Raw genomic sequence first — 19,659 nt, forward strand, 5'->3', positions numbered from 1 at the left:
TGTACATGCTTGACGTCACTCATATCGAATACACCCCGACAACCTCACCGCTGCTGGCCGGTGAACATGCCATTCACGGCGCGGTCGCAGCCGATTCGATAGACGCCTGGGTCGCCGGCCACTACGGCCAACCGAGCCAGGAACAGCGCGCGCTGGCCAATGGCCAGGCCGTCGTTGACCTCTCGCACTACGGCATTGTTACCATCACCGGGTCCGACCGCCTGAACTTGCTGCACACGCTGACCACTCAAAACTTCCAGGGCATGGTCGCCCCGATCGACACCGAAGCCCTGTTCTTGGATCTGCGCGGCCGCATTGAGATCGCCGTCAAAGTCCATGACGACGGCGAAACCACGTACCTGATTACCGAACCGACCATGAACGCTACCCTGGTCGACTGGCTGACCCGCATGCAGTTTGCCGCCCGCGTTGAGATCGCCGATCGCACCGGAGAACTGGCACTACTTGGCGCAACCGATGAGATCCCCGGCCTGCAAGGCCCCGTGTGGATCGACCCTTGGCCCGGCATTGTTCCCGGTGGTTACGCTTACACCCCTGATCCGGCTGATCACCCCGCCGTACACGAAGACTACGCCTGGCGGCTCTACATTATTGAAGCCAGTGCCCTGGTGGAAACTGTCACCAACCTGCCAGAGGGTTTCCGGATTGCCGGCACGATGGCCTCCGAAGCTTTACGCATCGCAGCGGGACGTCCACGACAACTCGTCGATACCGATGATCGTTCCATCCCACACGAACTCGACTGGCTGCGCACCGCAGTCCACCTCGAGAAGGGATGCTATAAGGGCCAAGAAACCGTGGCACGCGTTCACAACCTGGGTCATCCACCCCGGCGCCTCGTTGGGCTGCTGATCGACGGGTCCGTCCACGGCCTACCCGAAGCCGGCGCCGATATTATCCTGCGCCCCGAAACCGAAGACCCCGAAGCCATGGCCGCTGCCCGCTCCATCGGGACCCTGAAATCCGTGGCCATGCATCACGAAATGGGCGCGGTCGGCACCGCGATCATCCGTCGCAATACCGATCCTGAAGCGCAACTGATTATCCGCGAAACCCCGCCCGAAGGCGCCGAAGATGCCGCACCAAACTTCACGGCAGCCTCCCAGGAGATCCTCACCTCACCGGCAGCGGGCAAAGTCGTCGGGCGCGTTCAAGGACTCAAAGACCTCCGACGTCGCTAAGCAAACGTTACGCTGGTTCGGTATCCCGAGAGGATGAATCCGACGTCGTTGGCCATCTTTTCTCCAATCTCATCACCTACGGGAGTGACCCACTGGGGGATGAGGCCATCAAACATGCACTCTTCGGCGACTCGGGCCAGCATAAACGTCCCGTAGCCTTTTGTGCGTTGGGCTGCCGCGACCAGCACGGCTAATTGGCCCACCGTATCGGAAAACACGTCATAGCCAGCACCAGCAATCGGTTCGGAGTGCTCTCCAAACGCAGAGATCGTAAAATAGTGATCCAGCGCATCCAATGGCTTTGCCACGATATCGTCTGGTGGACAGGCCGCTTCTAGGCGTCGAATGTCCTTGCTATGTGAGGTGACATTGAGCTGAGCATCCTCGTAGTACGGGATGTCTTCGGCGTAGTAGAGCACCTCTTCACCTAGCGAGCGTGCGCCAGCTTCGTAGCCTAGCTGCAGCATGGTGGACTCTAGGGCGAGTACGTCGTCATCAATATTGCGGGCCGCATCAAGGAACCAGGTGGGAGCGTACAGCAGCGAAATATTGAACAGCTGGATAAACGTGGCGGTGTTTGGATCCCAGTCTGTCAGGTCGTGTTCTGCAGCGATTTCGAACCGTTGGATTGCCGAAGCGTCATCATTGGCACGATGCAGGGCATGGGCCTCAATGTCCAGCGAGCGTGCCCAGGCCGCTAAGACAAGATTTTGATTAGCATTCGATAACCCAGGCGAATTGAGGTAGTGATTCGACAAGGGGTGCCTCCAGGAGAAATGGCAACGTAGTTCCTCGCATTGTCTGCGAGCGTCATCACCCCAGCATAACGGGATGTTGTTTCGCATCACAGCGTTGCTGGTCGCTTCCGGATTCCACCGGCCGCGTACGCGCACCGAACGTCCATCAGATGAAACAATCGTGAAAAGTGTTGACCGTCACACCGGCGTGGTTTAGTGTTCTTGCTTAGTGATATATCTCATAAAGCGTCCTTGATATATCAGAAATTGACGACACGGAGCACATACTTTCTCATGAACACCATCACGCGACGAAAGAAAACACACCTGTTTTCCACGGAACGATCAAGCACCATGCGTGTGTTGACCTATGCGGGTGCCATCATGGCATTCCTTATTGGTTCAGGATTCGCAACTGGTCAAGAAATCATGCAGTATTTTGCCTCATATGGCTTCTGGGGCGTGTTCGGCACTGGGCTCCTCGTGCTGGCACTCATCAGCTTTGTTTCCATCCAGTTTCTGACGGTTGGTCAACGCGAGCAATTCAACAAGCCGTCACAAATTTTTGAGTATTATGCTGGCAAGTACGTCGGGAAGTTCTTTGACTATTTCTCCATCCTGTTTGTATTCCTGTCCTTCACCGTGATGGTGGCCGGCGCCGGCGCCGTCTTCGATGAGCACTACAATCTACCAACCTGGGTCGGTGGCTTTGGACTGACTGTTCTGGTGGCACTGACGGTATTATTTGGCCTGAACTCCCTGGTTGATGTGATCGGAAAGATTGGCCCGCTGATTGTCATCATCGCTATTGGCTTGGGCATTGTGGGCATCATCAATGCAGAGACCGGGATCCTGGCCGGTAACGACCTGGTGACAGATCTTGAAATCCAACAGGCCTCAAATCACTGGATCACCGCGGGCCTGAGCTACGTTGGGTTCTGCATGCTGTGGTTGGCGGCATTTCTGACTGCGCTGGGTAAAACCGTGCCAACCCAGCGCGAAGCGCGCGCTGGTGGATTGACTGGCGGTGTCGTCTTTTCCCTGTCGTGCATCATTGTTGGCCTGGGTCTGTTGGCAAATATTGAACGTGTTGCCGGAATGCAGATCCCGATGCTGGTGCTAGCAAATGACATCGCACCATTTGTCGCGTCTTTGATTTCTTTGATGATTCTTGCTGGGATTTACACCACGGCCATTCCACTGCTGTGGACCGTGTCGTCACGCTTCTTCCCTGACGGGACCATGAAGTACAAATACCTCACGATTTTCCTTGCGTTGCTGGGCACGGTCATCGGATTGTGGCTGCCATTTGATGAGATGGTCAACATCGTTTATGTGCTCAACGGTTATGTGGGCGCCATCCTGCTTGCGATCATGGTTGTCGCGACGATCTGGAAATGGGTCGCACGCCGCCGCACGATCGCAGACGAAACTCCTGCAGATCTGAACCCGATACAACGCTAGCCGACAGACAAAGTGTTGCGGGGTGCAGATGCTAGGCATCCCGCAACACTGCTGAGAGAAACTGTTGAGTCCGCTCATGCGACGGGTTGGTGAAGATTGTCTCGGGATCGGCACTTTCGATGATCTTGCCGCCATCCAACATCATCACTCGATGGGAAACGTCGCGGGCAAAGCTCATCTCGTGAGTCACGATCAGCATGGTGACATCTGTCGTGGCGGCCACATCGCGCAAAACTTGCAGAACATCGACGACAACTTCAGGGTCCAGAGCAGAGGTCACCTCATCCAGTAAGAGGATTTCTGGGTCCATGGCCAACGCGCGGGCGATTGCTACACGTTGCTGCTGGCCACCAGATAGTGCCGTCGGGTGGGAGTCGGCTTTGTCTGGCAGACCGACCTGTTCCAGGAGCTGGTGTGCACGCTCAATGGCATCGCGTTTGGCTATTCCCAAGACATGAATTGGTGCTTCGATGATATTTTCTAGCACCGTCATGTTGGGAAACAGATTGAATTGCTGAAAAACCATGCCGATTCGAGTGGTCAGCTGCTTTTGTTGACGTTTTGACACTGGAACGCGTTTTCCGTTGCGCTGCTCGTAAACTAACGGTTCACCGCCGATAAAAATATAACCACCGGTCAGCTCCGCCAGTGTCATGACTAATCGCAAGATAGTAGTCTTGCCAGACCCTGATGGACCAATGAGCGTGACACGTTCGCCACGCTCTACTGTGAAACTGAGATCCTTCAATACGGTCTTGTCATCGAACTGTTTTTCAACGTCTCGAAATTCGATGACCGGGGCGGTGGGTTGAGCATCAGTGTGCATAGGCAAGACGTTTCTCCAAACGGTTAACGAGGACTGCGGTGCCGTAGCTGGCAACCAGGAAGATAACCCCTGCAATGGTGATGGTTTCGATATACCGATAAGTGAATCCACCAATCTCCAAGGCGGTGGTCACCATTTCCATAACGGAGATCGCAATGAGGAACGGGGTGTCTTTAAACATCGAGATGGCGTAATTCCCCAGCGAGGGGATGGTAGAACGCAACGCTTGGGGGATGATGATTCGCCGCCACGTTCGTCCAACCGGCAACGACAGCGCGGTGGTCGCCTCCCATTGACCGGTGGGTACCGAATCGATGCCCGCCCGATATACCTCCGACATGTAGGTTGAATAATGCACCCCATAGACCAACAGGGCGATGGTCATGGGCTCCATCCACACAAATCCATAGAAGACCACAAGTAGCTGGACAACGATGGGTGTCATGCGAATAAAGTTTGCAATCCAGGTGACCAGCCAGGAAAGTGGTTTGGGTAACACGCGGATGAGAATGGCAATGACCAGGCCCAAAGCAGCAGCGATCAGTGTTGCTACCACGGTTACCAGTAGTGTGACTTGAAAAAAGGAACGCAACATTTCGGGAAGGACTTCCCAGGCAAAATCCCACCGCCAGAAACTCGTGGTGTCATCAATATCTGGCGCTTCCACGGTGGTTAATAGTTTATCGAGCCGTATCATCGGGCACCTCCGGGGAGTACCGGTGTGGGCTGATCATCGGGCGACTTCTTAGCCGTGGGGACTGGCGACAGAATCTCTCGAAGGCTTGGTCCTCTGCCGAGCTTAAACTTGGCACGTGCTTCTAACAGACGCATCAGCTGGGTCAATACCAGGGCTATGAGGAAGTAGACCACCAACCCGACAACGGCCAGTGAGAAAAACCAGTCCGTGGTACGACGTAGTTGCAATAGCTCAAAGGTAAATTCGCTCATGCCGATGATATAGACAATTGAACTGCCTTTGAGTAGATGCACCCATAGGTTTGTCAGCGACGGCAACATGAGAGCCCAGGCTTGCGGAAAGATGATTCGACGCATCTTGTGCGGCCACGACATGGATAAAGCAACAGTTGCTTCCCATTGCCCCTCAGGTACGGATGTCAAAGAGGCCCGGACAGCTTCTGCCCCGTATGCGCCGTAATTCAGAGTCAGTCCAAAAACAGCCACGAGCATGGCTTCGAGACTGGGTCCGAACAGCGGCAAAACATAGAATAACCACATCAGTTGTACTAGCAATGATGTGCCCCGGAAGAACTCGATGATAATCCGCGCGGGAATACGCAATAGTAGGTTGGTGCTGCCGGCCATGAGTCCTAATATGATTGCCACAATAAATGCCAGCAGGCCGCTAATAACCGTGAGCTGGATCGTAAGTAGCAGCCCATCCCATAATCGAGGGCCGTGCATGATGAGGGCATCTAAGTAATCCACGAGAACGCCTCAGTCCCTTCGAGTTTCCTTAACAGGTGTGTGGGGGGATAAGGAATTATTCCTCGATATTTTGCAGTGCTTCCAGATCTCCTGCGCACAGGGCTTCGGCAGTCAAATCTTCAGGCGGAACCTCTGCGTCTGTGAACCCGTGTTCTGCAAGAATTTCGCCTAACTCACCGCTAGATTTCAGCTCGGCCAGATGCTCGTTATATTCGGATAGCGTCTCTGTGTCGTTCTGCCGGAACACGGTTGACCCCGCACCATATTGCAACACTCCATCAATTTCTTGGACGAAGGGGTCGGTGACCTCGACACCATCTGCATCTTCGACCATTTGATTCAGTGAAATCGCAGTCATGGCAAATACATCAGCGCGCCCACCTTGGACCATTTCCAGGCCTTCATCAGCGCTGCCCACTCCCTCGTAATCTAATCCCAGATCGGTGGCGTAACCGGCTTCAATGCCCGCGGTGAGGGTCGTCAGTGTAATATCCTCGCCATTTTCTTGGGCTTCCAGGACATCATCGAGATTTTCAACGCCATAGGGGTTGCCCTCTTCGACGACCAATGCGGTTGTATACATGATCTCGGGCTCAGCAAAGGCGGCCTCTTCACAACGCTCCGGGGTGATGGACATACCTGCCGAAATGGCGTCAAAGCGTTCGGCATTGAGACCAGGAATCAAGTTGTCCCAATCAACTAGCTCCGCCTGAACCTCGTAGCCCATCTCGCCAAAGATTCGCTCAGCTAACGCTACGGTGGCTCCGGCTGGATCGCCGTTTTCGTCGAGATATGAGTAGGGGACTTCGCCGGCAATACCGACGGTGATGACATCGCCCGAAGCGGTATCCTCCCCGCTGTCACCGCTGCATGCGGTCAGTGCCAGAAGTGCCGCGGCTGAAAGTGCCGCAGCTTTTGTTGTTTTTGAGATGTTGCGAACCATAAAAGATAACCACCCTCAGGTTGCACCGGATCTGGGGCCGTCGGCGGATGCACCAGGCGGCCAGACTCAAGGTGCGCGTCGTTCGTGTAGTGACGACAATCACTGGTCGTTCAGGATGTGGACTACCTTACGGGCCTGGTTCGAGGGGCTCAACAGCTCAAGAGCTAAAGATTACAACTTTTTTGAAACTTTATGGATTAGAGATGTTGGCGGTCTGACCTGGGTAAAAGGTTATATAGGTGCGCCGGATGCACCCGAGAGCGTTCAGCTCAGTTCGCCGACACTGCAAAGCTGCACAGCCACGTGGGTCGTATTCACATATGAATTACTTAGTTTGTCCGAGCGTCCTGCAACGTGCGTGCGTGTGGTGGCCGCTGGCTGTGGGCGGTCATGGCCTCGGCCGGATCAGTGCCCAGATCGATGATGCGGTTGTGCTCATCAACGTGCACAACGTTGGGATCATAGGTGCGCGCCTCGGCGTCTTCCATCTGTGCATAAGCAATGAGAATGACTAGGTCGCCCGGGTTGATTAGATGCGCGGCGGCACCATTAATGCCGATGACGCCGGAACCGCGTTCACCGGCGATGGTATAGGTCTCAAGCCGAGCACCGTTGGTGATATCCACGATCGACACCATCTCGCCGGGCAGAATGTCCGCAGCATCGAGCAGATCCTGGTCCACGGTTACGGAGCCTACGTAGTGCAGGTTGGCTTCAGTAACGGTAGCCCGATGGATCTTGGCGTGGAACATGGTACGCAACATAGGTTCTGCCTCTCAGCGTTTTTGAAAATAGGTTGCTGGCACGGTAGCCAAAGTCTAAGTGTACTCGCTATGTATTAATGTCGAATCCGTCACCTTTATTCCCACGGGGAAACATAGCGTAGACGGTTAGGTCTGTGATGTGATGCGATAGACGTCGTCGGCCAGTGCATCAATATCTGCTTGATGATGCGTCACCATGACGGTGGTGACGCCTTCTAGAACGTCAGCTAAAAGCTGGCGGATGGCAGGCGCGGCGTGTGCATCAAGTGCGGCCAGTGGTTCATCGAGGAGGACGAGTTGTGGATTCGAGGCCAGCACTCGGGCTATGGCCACGCGCTGAGCCTGTCCGCCCGATAATTGATGCGGTTTGCGCTTGCCGTACCCGGACAGACCAACGCGTTCCAACCATTCTTCGGCTTTACTTTTACGAGCTTTGCGACCGGTGATACCGGCCCGATCCATGCCGTACATGATGTTGTCCAGGGCCGATAAATGCGGGAACAAATGATGATCCTGCGAAAGATACCCGATGCCACGGCGTACTGCAGGAGTCCACACCTTGGGCCTTTGTGCTGGATTTGGGCAATCGAACAGTACCGTACCATCAAGGCGTGCTGTACCGACGTCCGGCATCAACCACCCGGAAAGTGCCATAAGCGTCGTGGTCTTTCCAGAACCATTGGGGCCAACCAACGCCATGACATCACCGGGGGAAACCTCAAAGGCCAGCTCGACGTTGCGTTGTGCCACGGTGAGTTCTACTGCCAGGCCGGTATGGTTTGTGTGATTCATGAGCATGCTGGGATCAACCTACCGGTTCTGGGCTTTTGGTCTGAAGTATGCGACTGCGATGACCACAACCGCAACACAAATGAGGACCAGCGACAGTGCTACAGCGGAATCAGGATCAGTTTCGCGGGCCAGATAAATCTCCAACGGCATGGTCCGGGTGGTGCCTTGCAACGAACCGGCAAAGGTAATGGTGGCGCCGAATTCACCTAGTGCTCGCGCAAAGGTCAGCACCGCCCCTGAAATCAGGCCCGGACGGAGCAACGGGATGGTGATGGTCCAAAAGGTTCGCCATTTTGACGAGCCAAGTGACTGTGCGACACGTTCATAGTGCTCGCCTGACGAGGCCAGGTGGGATTCCAGAGTGGTCACCATAAATGGTAATGAGACAAATGTCTGGGCTAGCACGACGGCGGTAGTAGTGAAGGCAATGTCTATGCCGAGTGCTGACAGGTGCTCACCTATGAGTCCACGGCGCCCAAAGGCTTCGGTGAGGACAATGCCGGCCACAACCGGTGGGATCACCAGTGGTACGTGCACCACTGATCGCATGAGCGTACGACCAGGAAAATGAGTTCGAGCTAACACCAGTGCCAGGGGAACGCCCAAGAAGACACATATAAGGGTGGCAGTCGTTGCAGTGCGAAGAGATAACCACAAGGCATCCAGTGCGGATTGACTGGTGAGTAGTTCTGGAAGATCTGACCAGGTGATCCCTGTTAGTAGCGCGATAAAGGGGATGACAAAGAATGCCCCCGCTAGTAGCGCGACGGCAATTGTTAAAGCAGGTATGCCAGCAGACAGGGTCGGACGAGTCCGAACGCTGTCTGCTGGCCTAGTAGTAGTCATATGTGATGACGCGTGACTTTACGGTGCGGAGAAGCCATTGGCTTCGAGGATGGATTGGCCAGCACCAGAGTGAACGAACTCAATGAATGCATCGGCAGCTTCAGGATGTTCCGAGTTCGACGTGCGCACGATCGGGTAGTAGTTCAATTCTTTGTCAGCTCCTTCAACATCAAACGTATCGACCTCATCGGGAGCCAGCGCGGCGTCGGTTGCATAGACCAGACCAGCATCAGCCTGTCCGGAACGCACCTTGCCCAACACGTCAGAGACTTGCTGCTCTTCCGAGACGGGATTCAACGTAATTCCGGCGGCTTCAGCTAGTGTCTGGGAGAGGGCACCGCAAGGAACTTGCGGTGCGCAAATGACCAGGTTCACGCCCTGAGCATTGGCTTCTTCTAAAGTAGAAACATTTGCTGGGTTATCCGCCGGGACGATGCCCACTAACTTATTGGAAGCAAAGAGATCACGTGAGTCGACCTCAATGAGGTCTGCTTCTTCTGCTGTGTCCATATTGGCTTCATCAGCTGAAGCGAATACATCTGCAGGTGATCCTGCTTCGAGGTTTTGGACCAGTGTGGAGGAACCTGCGAAGTTGAAATCAATGGAGACATTGGGGTGTTCGGCGGTGAATTCCTCTGAGATCTCCTCGAACGATTTTTGTAATGAAGCTGCGGCTAAGACATTCAGGGTAACTTCTGCTTCGGAAGCTGGTGCGCTTTCCGATTCCTGAACATCAGCTTCAGAAGCCCCAGAACTACAGCCGGTCAGAGTCAAGGCGATGGCCGCAGCTAGCGTGGTGAGAGTGCGTTTCATGATGACAGTCCTGTGGTTTCGATAACGACATTGGTTGCTTTGACAGTTGCGATTGCAGGCGAACCGACTTCAATGTCGAGTTCTTGAACTGCTTCGGTGGAAATCAGCGAAACGACCCGAAACGGACCACATTGCAGCTCGACTTGGGACATGACCTTGTCGGAGACAATCTTGGTCACGAGTCCATTGAGCTTATTCCGTGCCGAGGAGGTCAGCTCTCCTGGCACATGTGATCGCCCATCTGCTGCAGCTTGGGCCAGAGCCGCGACCTCAGCCCCGGAGACCACTTGTCGACCGGTCTCATCGGTCGTTGCGGAGAGTTTTCCATTCGTGATCCAGCGGCGGACGGAGTCATCTGAGACGCCCAAATATCCAGCAGCTTCTGATATACGCAAATACGCCATAGACCAAGAGTCTATGGCGTATTTGCGAAAGAAGTAAGTGTTCTGATCCGCAGATGCGGAAAAAGTTACGCGTTGATCAGTGTCTGAATGCGGGAAACGCCTTCGACCAGATCGTCTAGGCCCAGGGCGTAGGAGAGGCGGATGTAGCCGGTCTTGCCGAATGCTTCACCGGGGACAACGGCGACCTGGGCTTTCTCTAAAATGACCTCGCCAAGTTCTGCAGAGGTTTCGACGTATTGGCCGGCAATTTCTTTGCCGAGCGCCTGCGTTACGTCAACGTAGGCGTAGAAAGCACCCTTGGGTGTTGGGCAGTTGAAGCCCTCGATCTCATTGAGCATTTTGACCATAGTCTTGCGGCGTTCGTCAAAAGCTTTCAGCATCTCTTTGACGGCGTCCAGTGGGCCGGATACCGCAGCCAGAGCCGCCTTCTGGGCGATGTTATTGACGTTGGACGTCAAGTGTGACTGCAAAGTTGAGGCAGCTTTGACAACATCAGCCGGACCAATCATCCAGCCAACGCGCCAGCCGGTCATGGCATAGGTTTTTGCCACGCCGTTTAGGATGATCGTCTGGTTCGCCAGCCCAGGTACCGCCTTCAGGATGGGGGTGAATACCGCTTCGTCATAAACCAGGTGCTCGTAGATTTCATCGGTGATAACCCAGATCCCGTTATCTAGAGCCCACTGGCCGATGGCCTTGGTTTCTTCTGGGGTGTATACGGAGCCGGTTGGGTTTGACGGCGATACGAAGACCAGTGCTTTGGTGTTCTCGGTGCGAGCTGCTTCAAGTTGGTCAACGGTGACCTTGTAGTCCGCTTCGGCGCCAGCAAAGACATCAACCGGGGTACCGCCGGCCAACTTGATCGCTTCAGGGTAAGTGGTCCAATACGGTGCAGGCAAGAGAATTTCGTCGGTTGGATCAACAATTGCAGCAAACGCGTTGTACACAGCCTGTTTGCCACCGTTGGTGACAATCACTTGGGACGCATCGACTTCAATGCCGGAGTCACGCAGTGTCTTATCGACAATGGCCTGCCGCAAATCGGGGAGGCCTGCTGCAGGGGTGTAGCGGTGGTTGGCGGGATCAACGACGGCTTCCTTGGCGGCTTCAACAATGTAATCCGGGGTGGGGAAGTCGGGCTCTCCGGCGCCGAAACCAATGACCGGCTCGCCAGCTGCTTTGAGCTGTTTGGCTTTGGCAGTGATCGCAAGCGTTGCAGATTCAGGAATGGCTTGCAGGCGGACAGAAACACGGCGTGCTGGTTCAACCATAGGTGGTCTAGGCCTTTCGACGAGTTACTCACGTCAAACGCGAGCAGAAGAAGTAATCGATGGGGTAATCGTACTGCACTATTGGCTTGATCACGGGATTTGTTGATGTCCTCAGCCGGCTGTAAAACATAAAGATGCCCCCCGATTTGTCGTCTTGGATTGCATTGGCTATGATTGGACTCTGGTGTAGGTCGCACACCAGCTTTTGTGTGCGGTCAACCCTAGGGCAGTGGCGCAATTGGTAGCGCAACGGTCTCCAAAACCGTAGGTTGCAGGTTCGAGTCCTGTCTGCCCTGCGCATGAGGTTCGAAGGAATCGAAGAACCTATCAGCACAATCATTGTGAGCGAGGATTAGTGAGCAAGACATCGTCATCCCGATCCGCTGAAAAGCGCGGGTTCTTTGCTCGGATCATGATGTTCCTGCGCCAAGTCATCGACGAGATGCGCAAGGTGGTCACCCCGACCCGCCAAGAACTCGTCAAAATGACCGGCGTGGTCCTGGTCTTCGTTGTCATTGTGATTGGACTGGTGAGCCTGCTCGACTGGCTGTTCGGTATGGGTGCATCCTGGGTATTCGGTAGTTCTGACGGCCTCTAAAAAACTTCACATATATCGCGGGGCGCTTCCCGTTGTGAAGATGTCAGTAAACACCCGTGATTGACCGTTGAGAAAGCAGGATACCTAGTGTCGGAGAACGAACTCGATCCAAACATCGATTCCAGCGACGTTGAAGAGATCAACGACCTGGTAGAAGATGTCAACGACGACGTCGCAGACGAGCTACAAGAACCAGCTGAAGCAGCGGCCGATGTAGAAAACACCGTTGAAGAACCAGCTTTTGATGAAGACGGCGACCCTGATGAGATAGCGGTTCGCGCCCCAGCTGACGTTGCAGAAGACATCGCTGAAGAAGAACTCATTGAAGAAGTTACCGCTGACGTCGATACGCCACAAGAACCTGCGGTCAAAGATTCAGAGCAAGTCGCCGATGAGTTGCGTGCTCGCCTGCGTCGTGCCCCGGGTGAATGGTACGTCGTCCACACCTATTCTGGTTATGAGCGCCGTGTAAAGGCCAACCTGGAAACACGTATCCAAACTCTTGAAGTTGAAGACGACATTTACGAAATCGAAGTTCCGATGGAAGAAGTCGTCGAGATCAAAAACACCGTGCGTAAGGTTATCAACCGCGTACGGGTGCCAGGTTACGTGCTCGTGCGCATGGAAATGACGGAAGATGCTTGGGCCGCTGTGCGCCACACTCCAGGTGTGACTGGATTTGTTGGCAACGCATATGATCCAATCCCGCTGTCACAGCAGGAAGTCTTTGACATGCTGGCACCGTCGCTGCTGCAAGAGGCAGCCAAAGAAGCTGAAAAAGCTGGCGCACCACTTACCGGCGAAGCGGCCGAAGAAGTGGCGCCACAGGTTTCTGTGGACTTCGAAGTCGGCGACTCGGTCACCGTCAAGGAAGGCCCATTCGAATCTCTGCCGGCAACCATTTCTGAAGTCAAGCTTGAATCTCGCCAGCTGGTCGTCCTCGTGACAATCTTCGAACGCGAAACCCCTGTGACCCTTGGCTTCCACGAAGTCTCCAAGGCTGAATAACTAGATACCAGACTTCACTTCAAGCCCGAAACGCTTTGTTCGGGCTTGTGGTGTCCAGATCACCGCGCCACGGTGATCACCCCGTCGCCCACGCTCCTGTGGATGACGTTATCCGAAGTAGAAAAGGACCCAAAAATGGCCCCGAAGAAAAAGGTCGCCGGTCTGATTAAACTCCAGATCGAAGCAGGTGCAGCATCACCTGCTCCACCAGTTGGCCCAGCACTTGGTCAACACGGTGTCAACATGATGGAGTTCGTCAAGGCCTACAACGCTGAGACCGAATCCATGCGCGGCAACATCGTTCCAGTAGAAATTACTGTGTACGAAGACCGTTCGTTCACTTTCATTACCAAAACCCCTCCTGCATCCCAGCTGATCAAAAAGGCTGCTGGTGTCGCAAAGGGTTCAGGTACTCCTCACACCGCCAAAGTTGGCAAGATCACCACGGCTCAGGCAGCAGAAATCGCTGAAACCAAAATGCGTGACCTCAACGCCAACGACATTGAAGCGGCAACCAAAATCATCGCCGGAACTGCCCGCTCCATGGGTATCACCGTCGAAGGCTAACCTCAAACATTTCTCGAAATTCGTGGTAGGGCCGAGCGCGGTCCGTTGACACCACAACTGCATAAGGAGAACAAGCAGATGGCAAAGCGCAGCAAAGCATATAGAGCAGCCGCAGCGAAAATCGAAGATCGCCTGTACGCGCCAGCTGAAGCAATCGCTTTAGTAAAAGAAACCAACCCGTCCCAGCGCGATAGCACCGTCGAAGTCGCTATGCGCCTGTCGGTAGACCCACGTAAAGCCGACCAGATGGTCCGTGGTACCGCAAACCTGCCACACGGTACCGGTAAAACCGCTCGCGTGGTCGTCTTTGCAACCGGCGCAAACGCTACCGCAGCTGAAGAAGCTGGCGCAGACTACGTTGGTTCCGATGACCTAGTAGAACGCATCCAGGGCGGCTGGACTGATTTCGATGCAGCAGTTGCATCCCCTGACATGATGGGCCTCGTTGGTCGCCTCGGTAAAATCCTGGGCCCACGTAACCTCATGCCAAACCCACGTACCGGTACGGTGACCCCGAACGTCGCGCAGGCAGTCAAAGACATCAAGGGCGGTAAAATCGACTTCCGCGTCGACCGTCACGCGAACCTGCACTTCATTATCGGTAACACCAGCTTCACCGCTGAACAGCTCACCGAGAACTTCGCAACCGCACTGGACGAAATCATCCGTCTGAAACCATCCGCTGCCAAAGGCCGCTACATCAGCAAGTCGACTGTAGCCACCACCTTCGGTCCCGGAGTTCAGATCGATCCAAACGTCACCCGCGTACTCGCTGAAGAAAACTAAGACGACACCCAACTTGCTTGGGTAGTACGTAGCAAAACAGGCCAGGAATTATTTTCTGGCCTGTTTTGTCGTTGACGGCGGAGTCCCAGAACCATCAGGTCCTGGGACTCCGCCGTCTACATCTGTTGGGTATTACTGGACTGCAAAGAACACAGAATCGCCAAAGAGACCCGGTGAAACTTTCAGTGTGCCGTCTGCGATCTCATCTTCTGGTACTTCGATGGCGATGTTGCCGGTGGCAGAAGCACCTTCATACAAAGTTTCGAGCGAATCGAAGCTATTTGGAGTGACCACCATGGAATCATGGCTAGCAAACGAGTTGCCGCCCGCTGAGACGTATTCCACGCTGACCCACGGGGTATCGCCTTCGGGGTTCGTTCCGGTATAGGTCGCGCTGACCTCCACCATGATGTAGAGATTGCCATCAGCTGGAGCTTCATTAAACGGATTCTCAGCCGCAATGGCATCCGTGGCGTTCAAATCAACACTATTGATAGTCACATCCCACTCGGAATTACTAATCGTCGATCCTATGGCTAATGGATTCGCACGTGATCCCTCCTCAGCCTCATTGGTGTCTGCAGAATCTGCGGGTTCTTGCTCTGCCACGACGTCTTCAAGTTCTTGCATCTCGCCTCCATCGGTGGGGGACTGAATCTGTGTTTCTTCATTGAACGCCTCATCGAATGCAGATCCAACCACGCCGATAAAGACGATCATGCCGACAATGGTGCCAACGATTGAGATAATCAGCGCTGCGATGCCCTGTCCACGTTTTTGGTTCTTCATAAAAAGCGAAACGATAGACAAGATAAATGCAATGGGCAGCAGGATCCAGCCAAGAATCATTGCTCCTGGAATCACCGCAAATATTGCTCCAACTATCGCAGCTACCAGAGCAATAATTCCCACCGTATTGCGCGCCTTGGGCGGCTGCTGGTGTGGTTGGGCCGGACGTATATCGGTATTGGTTGTCATAGCGACCTTTCGAATTGGTGCGGGGAAATATGGACATCGCTAACGCTATGAACAATGCCAAGGTGTTCGTACCGCTTAGCGGGTACATCCTGATACCCGATCGGGTATGCCCTATTGACCGAAAGTGTGAATGATTGCCCGGACACGGCGGCTAAACTGACTTATCATGACGACTATGACGAGAAAGAACCGCTGGTGGCCAATACTGGCCCAGGTTGTGGCCATCTCCGGCATGATGCTGACCGGGTTCTTGGTGAGCATGCTGGCGATTTTTACTACCCCGGAAAACTTCGTCGACGTCGCTCAGATGGAGATTTCTGATCTGGGTGCGGTTCGTTTCTTATTCGCTATCCTGTTGTTGCTCTTGATTCCGTGGTACCGGAAAATCCCTCTGGTTTTGATGATTGCGGGCGGTTTCTATGCCGTGATCATTCAAGGCGATCCTTTCGTCTTGGCCGTTGGACTCACCGTGTGGATGGTGCGCGCCGAACATCGGTGGCACTGGATCGTAGCCGGAGTAGGCCTGCTCGGGATCGTCATCAACATTGGATGGCACATTCTTGCACTGCTCAGGATGCCCGATGGTCTCGCGGTTCAGGCTTTCATTGTTGCCGTATTAACCGTTGGCTTTCTTGCGGTGGCGGTTGTGCTGGCAACCTCCATATTGACGCGACAACGCCGTCGCATTGAACAAGCTGATGCCACGGTCGAAGCCGCGGAGCACGATCGAGACAATATCTCTACCCAGATGACGCGACAGACAGAACGTGAGCACTTGGCGCGGGAAGTCCATGACACACTAGCCCAACGGCTCACGGCATTATCGTTACAGACCGGTCAAATGCAAAAACAGCTGGCTCAATATCCTGATGCTGAACTCTCGACCGCCCTGCAAGCAACGAAGCAATATTCAGACCAAGCGTTAAGAGATTTGCGGAACCTTGTGAGTACGTTGCGCGAACACGGAGAGGAAGAAACTGCCGTGCCATCTGTAGCGCCCGATGGCTTCCAAGACCTCAAAAGACTTTTCGATGATGCCTCCGACCAAGGGCTTGTCCTATATCCGCTCATTGTGCTCAACGGCTATGACACAGCACCCGATGAACTGCAGCGTGCAGTCGTGCGAATTACCCAAGAAGCTCTGACAAATGTGATGCGGCACAGTCCAGATCAGACAGTCCAGTTGCGTTTCGAAGGGCAACCAGGGGAGGGGCTGCTCATGGAATTTATGAACCGTCGCGAAACGCAAGCCCAATTCGACGCCGGTAGCGGTACGGGGGTGCTCGGTATTACTGAACGTGCCGAGCTCCTTGGCGGAAATGCTGACACAGAATTTCTCCCAGAACATTTCCGCCTCAGCGTGAGACTTCCGTGGCTACAGGAGCCAACTGCCCAGTAACCTCCCACCTACGGTGCTAAGCTCTTGTGTGTGGCAATTCAGGTGTTGATCGTAGATGATGAAACGATGACGCTCCGGAATCTGGAAGCGATCATCAATGCCGACCCCACGCTAAACGTCGCCGGGACAGCCACCAATGCCATTGATGCAATCCAACAGGTTCGCGCTCTACGACCTGACATCGTCCTTATGGATTTATATCTCCCCGGCGAGTTTGACGGCGTAGAGGCTATCCGGCGGATCCAGAACTCATTCAATCCGCCCAAGATCATCGCAGCTACGAGTTTTGACCTAGAGTCTTATACTCGTGGCGCGCTCGAAGCTGGCGCAGTCGGCTTCATCTTGAAAAACGACGCAGAAACGCTGTTGATCCCCGCAATTCATTCGGCAGCCGAGGGGGACCCCATTGTCTCTCCACAAACCACTGCCCGACTGATCCGAAGCTTCCTCAAGCCGACGACGGCACCAGAAATTGTCCGAGCGCGCGAACGCATCGCCTTCTTATCAGAACGAGAACTCCAAGTAGCCCACCTGATTGGGCATGGCAAGGTCTATAAACAAATCGCCGCCGAACTGAACATCGCACCAGACACAGTGAAATCCACTGTTACCAATGCGATGCAGAAGACCGGGGCTGATAATGGTGCCCAGATAGCATTCTTGGTGGGACAGGCTCGTTTAGACATGGACGAGATGCAATAAGTCTTGCCCCAAAGGGTTTTGTTATCGCTTCACCACTTGACGGGATCTGGCCGATTTGCCAATTCGAAATGCACCCGTGTAAGATATTCTATACCGAAGACCGCCGGTGGTATTTACCTGTGTTAAATAGGTGAAACTATAAAAGCTCATTCGATGAGCGGCCCGCGCAGGTGAACATGACAGCATAGACCAACTGCGTCTTAAGGCAGTTTAGAATCTTTGCGCCCTGTGCACCTGCACGGGGCGTTTTTTATGTTTGAGCGGCCGGCATATCCACAAAGGAAGGAGTGCCATGGCGAATGCTGAAAAAACTGCAGCCGTGGAAGAGCTGACGGAGCTTTTCCGCAACTCATCTGCAGCAGTTGTCACAGAATACCGTGGTCTCACCGTGCAGGAGGTTACGGCACTGCGCCGTGCTCTGGGTGAGAACGCTACTTACGCCGTGGCGAAGAACACGCTGACTGCCATTGCGGCAGAACAGGCCGGAGTAACTGCCCTTGAAGGCAAACTCACCGGCCCTACCGCAATTGCATTCGTCTCGGGTGAAACCGTAGATGTTGCAAAAGTCATTCGTGATTTCGCCAAAGACCACGACAAACTGGTCATCAAGGGCGGCTACATGGATGGCCAGCCTCTTGAAGAATCCGATGTTAGACAGCTTGCAGATCTCGAATCTCGCGAGGTTCTGCTGTCGATGATGGCTGGTGCAATGAAGGGCTCCCTGTCCAAGGCTGCCGCTACATTCCAGGCCCCACTATCGAAGGCTGTTCGCCTCGCAGAAGCGCTGCGCGAAAAGCAAGAACAAGCTGCCTAATCTCAGGCACCCCCGGTGCCGCTGCAAACCTCTCAAGACTTTTATTCAAAAGGAGCCAATATCATGGCAAAACTGTCCACCGAAGAACTGTTGGATGCTTTCAAAGAGCTGTCCCTGCTAGAACTGTCCGAATTCATCAAGGCTTTTGAAGAAGAATTCGACGTAACCGCTGCTGCTCCAGTCGCAATGGCTGCTGCTCCAGCAGGTGGCGGCGACGACGCCGGTGCTGCTGAAGAACAGACCGAATTCGACGTCGTTCTCGAATCCGCTGGCGATGCCAAGATCGGTGTCATTAAAGAAGTACGCGCTCTGACCTCCCTGGGTCTGAAAGACGCTAAAGACCTCGTTGACGCTGCTCCAAAGGCCGTCCTCGAAGGCGTCGACAAAGCTGCTGCAGACGCTGCCAAGGAAGCTCTGGAAGGCGCCGGCGCTACCGTAACCCTGAAGTAAGCTTCAGCCACGGACGATCAGCTTCGTTCTGATCTAGCCTCAACCTCACCCCGCTGCACATGCAGCGGGGTGAGGTGTTTAAACGTAAAACCTTACTCGGCTATGACGACTTCGCTTGCGCGTCACTTCGACAATTATTTGGAGTTACCCCAAGGACACCGATTATTCACCGGATAAAATCTGGTTCCCTGCAGACCGGTATTATCGGCCACGTACATCCGAAAGATAGCTGTATAGCAAACGGGGATAGACAATGAAGTGGGCCTTTGTCCGACATGGACGCACAGAGTGGAGCCGAAAACGACTGCTGCAAGGGCGAACAGATAACCCGTTGAGTGCTGAAGGATATTTCGAAGCAACGAAAGCTGCCCAGAGCCTACAGCGCATGGGGCACTGGCACGCTATCTACTCCTCGCCACTGATGCGATCGGTTCAAACAGCCCAACGGATAGCAGAGATTCTTGGCATTGCTCAGGTGCATAAGGTGGATGAGCTCATTGAACGCGACTTTGGTCCTGCCGAAGGCATCCATCTAGGGGACTTTGACGAAGAGACTCGCAATGAACTCATGTGCGCTGAAGAATCTGATGAGGCACTGAAGACTCGAGCACTTGAAGCATTCCGTTACATTGCACAACAACACCGTGCCCACAACGTCATCTTGGTCGGCCACGGCACGTTCTTTCAACTAGCATTATCCGCAGTACTGGGGTTCGAGCACCCACCGATCCTCAATGGGGATGTTCTAGAATTCCCCGCTGAACGTTTTCTACATCTATAGCTTTCTGCGTGCGTCACCGCCAACGACACCTGAAAGGTGATCGTAAAATGCAAGGCCATGCACCAACC

General features: G+C 54.2%; 23 protein-coding genes and 1 tRNA gene. 12 read left to right on the plus strand and 12 right to left on the minus strand.

Going from position 1 to position 19,659, the window contains the following annotated elements; translation table 11 throughout:
* The first annotated feature begins 5 nt into the window (after nucleotides 1–5).
* Nucleotides 6–1,202: a CAF17-like 4Fe-4S cluster assembly/insertion protein YgfZ gene (gene ygfZ / locus A6F49_RS12705; protein ID WP_052505040.1), complete on the plus strand. Its 1,197-nt coding sequence runs from the start codon at nucleotides 6–8 to the stop codon at nucleotides 1,200–1,202.
* On the opposite strand, the gene A6F49_RS12710 is transcribed toward ygfZ, so the two are convergent.
* A complete protein-coding gene (locus A6F49_RS12710) occupies nucleotides 1,199–1,960 on the minus strand; it encodes a hypothetical protein (RefSeq protein ID WP_043058774.1) in 762 nt (253 codons plus the stop codon). The genes ygfZ and A6F49_RS12710 overlap by 4 nt on opposite strands.
* Nucleotides 1,961–2,233: 273 nt before the next feature.
* Here A6F49_RS12710 and A6F49_RS12715 point away from each other — a divergent pair, with 273 nt between their 5' ends.
* Nucleotides 2,234–3,403, plus strand: coding sequence for a YkvI family membrane protein (locus A6F49_RS12715; RefSeq protein WP_043058773.1), 1,170 nt, complete (start codon nucleotides 2,234–2,236; stop codon nucleotides 3,401–3,403).
* 31 nt (nucleotides 3,404–3,434) lie between these two features.
* Here A6F49_RS12715 and A6F49_RS12720 read toward each other — a convergent pair whose 3' ends face one another.
* From A6F49_RS12720 to A6F49_RS12765, 10 genes are all read right to left on the minus strand, one after another.
* Complete coding sequence (locus tag A6F49_RS12720; RefSeq protein ID WP_043058772.1) at nucleotides 3,435–4,229, minus strand: amino acid ABC transporter ATP-binding protein; 795 nt, start codon at nucleotides 4,227–4,229, stop codon at nucleotides 3,435–3,437.
* On the minus strand, nucleotides 4,219–4,926 hold the full coding sequence (locus A6F49_RS12725; protein WP_082911777.1) for an amino acid ABC transporter permease: 708 nt from the start codon (nucleotides 4,924–4,926) through the stop codon (nucleotides 4,219–4,221). The genes A6F49_RS12720 and A6F49_RS12725 overlap by 11 nt, the downstream gene beginning before the upstream one ends.
* The gene (locus A6F49_RS12730) at nucleotides 4,923–5,675 is read right to left on the minus strand and encodes an amino acid ABC transporter permease (RefSeq protein WP_082911778.1); all 753 of its coding nucleotides are present in this window, start codon (nucleotides 5,673–5,675) and stop codon (nucleotides 4,923–4,925) included. Before A6F49_RS12730 ends, A6F49_RS12725 begins: the two co-directional genes overlap by 4 nt.
* Nucleotides 5,676–5,730: 55 nt before the next feature.
* Nucleotides 5,731–6,618 carry a transporter substrate-binding domain-containing protein gene (locus A6F49_RS12735; RefSeq protein WP_043058771.1) on the minus strand — a complete coding sequence of 296 codons (888 nt, stop codon included), beginning with the start codon at nucleotides 6,616–6,618 and terminating at the stop codon, nucleotides 5,731–5,733.
* A gap of 329 nt (nucleotides 6,619–6,947) precedes the next feature.
* Entirely contained in the window at nucleotides 6,948–7,382 is a 435-nt protein-coding gene (gene panD, locus A6F49_RS12740; protein WP_043058770.1) for an aspartate 1-decarboxylase, read from the minus strand.
* A 126-nt stretch (nucleotides 7,383–7,508) separates the two neighbouring features.
* The gene (locus tag A6F49_RS12745; protein WP_043058949.1) at nucleotides 7,509–8,174 is read right to left on the minus strand and encodes an ABC transporter ATP-binding protein; all 666 of its coding nucleotides are present in this window, start codon (nucleotides 8,172–8,174) and stop codon (nucleotides 7,509–7,511) included.
* 18 nt (nucleotides 8,175–8,192) lie between these two features.
* Nucleotides 8,193–9,020, minus strand: coding sequence for an ABC transporter permease (locus A6F49_RS12750; protein ID WP_082911779.1), 828 nt, complete (start codon nucleotides 9,018–9,020; stop codon nucleotides 8,193–8,195).
* A gap of 18 nt (nucleotides 9,021–9,038) precedes the next feature.
* Entirely contained in the window at nucleotides 9,039–9,833 is a 795-nt protein-coding gene (gene modA, locus A6F49_RS12755) for a molybdate ABC transporter substrate-binding protein (RefSeq protein WP_043058769.1), read from the minus strand.
* On the minus strand, nucleotides 9,830–10,237 hold the full coding sequence (locus A6F49_RS12760) for a TOBE domain-containing protein (RefSeq protein ID WP_043058768.1): 408 nt from the start codon (nucleotides 10,235–10,237) through the stop codon (nucleotides 9,830–9,832). The genes modA and A6F49_RS12760 overlap by 4 nt, the downstream gene beginning before the upstream one ends.
* 65 nt (nucleotides 10,238–10,302) lie before the next feature.
* Entirely contained in the window at nucleotides 10,303–11,508 is a 1,206-nt protein-coding gene (locus A6F49_RS12765) for a pyridoxal phosphate-dependent aminotransferase (RefSeq protein WP_043058767.1), read from the minus strand.
* A 223-nt stretch (nucleotides 11,509–11,731) separates the two neighbouring features.
* Here A6F49_RS12765 and A6F49_RS12770 point away from each other — a divergent pair.
* The 5 genes from A6F49_RS12770 (at nucleotide 11,732) to rplA (ending at nucleotide 14,467) form a co-directional block, all read left to right on the plus strand.
* Nucleotides 11,732–11,804 (plus strand) — tRNA-Trp (locus A6F49_RS12770).
* A gap of 116 nt (nucleotides 11,805–11,920) precedes the next feature.
* The gene (gene secE, locus A6F49_RS12775; RefSeq protein WP_235605008.1) at nucleotides 11,921–12,106 is read left to right on the plus strand and encodes a preprotein translocase subunit SecE; all 186 of its coding nucleotides are present in this window, start codon (nucleotides 11,921–11,923) and stop codon (nucleotides 12,104–12,106) included.
* An 87-nt stretch (nucleotides 12,107–12,193) separates the two neighbouring features.
* A complete protein-coding gene (gene nusG / locus A6F49_RS12780) occupies nucleotides 12,194–13,114 on the plus strand; it encodes a transcription termination/antitermination protein NusG (protein WP_043058765.1) in 921 nt (306 codons plus the stop codon).
* Nucleotides 13,115–13,249: 135 nt separating this feature from the next.
* Nucleotides 13,250–13,681: a 50S ribosomal protein L11 gene (rplK, locus tag A6F49_RS12785; RefSeq protein WP_043058764.1), complete on the plus strand. Its 432-nt coding sequence runs from the start codon at nucleotides 13,250–13,252 to the stop codon at nucleotides 13,679–13,681.
* 78 nt (nucleotides 13,682–13,759) lie between these two features.
* Complete coding sequence (gene rplA / locus A6F49_RS12790; RefSeq protein ID WP_043058763.1) at nucleotides 13,760–14,467, plus strand: 50S ribosomal protein L1; 708 nt, start codon at nucleotides 13,760–13,762, stop codon at nucleotides 14,465–14,467.
* Nucleotides 14,468–14,599: 132 nt separating this feature from the next.
* Here the strand turns inward: rplA and A6F49_RS12795 are convergent, their stop codons facing one another.
* On the minus strand, nucleotides 14,600–15,445 hold the full coding sequence (locus tag A6F49_RS12795; RefSeq protein ID WP_043058762.1) for an ABC-2 family transporter permease: 846 nt from the start codon (nucleotides 15,443–15,445) through the stop codon (nucleotides 14,600–14,602).
* Between the two features lie 166 nt (nucleotides 15,446–15,611).
* Here A6F49_RS12795 and A6F49_RS12800 point away from each other — a divergent pair, with 166 nt between their 5' ends.
* The 5 genes from A6F49_RS12800 to A6F49_RS12820 all read left to right on the plus strand — a co-directional run bounded on the left by A6F49_RS12800 (nucleotide 15,612) and on the right by A6F49_RS12820 (nucleotide 19,591).
* Nucleotides 15,612–16,844, plus strand: a complete 1,233-nt coding sequence (locus A6F49_RS12800; RefSeq protein WP_082911780.1) for a sensor histidine kinase — start codon at nucleotides 15,612–15,614, stop codon at nucleotides 16,842–16,844.
* A gap of 30 nt (nucleotides 16,845–16,874) precedes the next feature.
* Nucleotides 16,875–17,546 carry a response regulator transcription factor gene (locus tag A6F49_RS12805; RefSeq protein ID WP_052505009.1) on the plus strand — a complete coding sequence of 224 codons (672 nt, stop codon included), beginning with the start codon at nucleotides 16,875–16,877 and terminating at the stop codon, nucleotides 17,544–17,546.
* 292 nt (nucleotides 17,547–17,838) lie between these two features.
* Nucleotides 17,839–18,360 (plus strand): 50S ribosomal protein L10, encoded by a 522-nt coding sequence (gene rplJ / locus A6F49_RS12810; protein WP_043058760.1) that lies wholly within the window; start codon nucleotides 17,839–17,841, stop codon nucleotides 18,358–18,360.
* 63 nt (nucleotides 18,361–18,423) lie between these two features.
* A complete protein-coding gene (gene rplL, locus A6F49_RS12815) occupies nucleotides 18,424–18,810 on the plus strand; it encodes a 50S ribosomal protein L7/L12 (RefSeq protein ID WP_043058759.1) in 387 nt (128 codons plus the stop codon).
* Between the two features lie 253 nt (nucleotides 18,811–19,063).
* On the plus strand, nucleotides 19,064–19,591 hold the full coding sequence (locus A6F49_RS12820) for a histidine phosphatase family protein (RefSeq protein ID WP_043058758.1): 528 nt from the start codon (nucleotides 19,064–19,066) through the stop codon (nucleotides 19,589–19,591).
* Nucleotides 19,592–19,659: the final 68 nt, after the last annotated feature.

Source organism: Enteractinococcus helveticum (genome assembly GCF_001657475.1).
In the GTDB taxonomy this organism is placed as follows: Bacteria; Actinomycetota; Actinomycetes; order Actinomycetales; family Micrococcaceae; genus Yaniella; species Yaniella helvetica.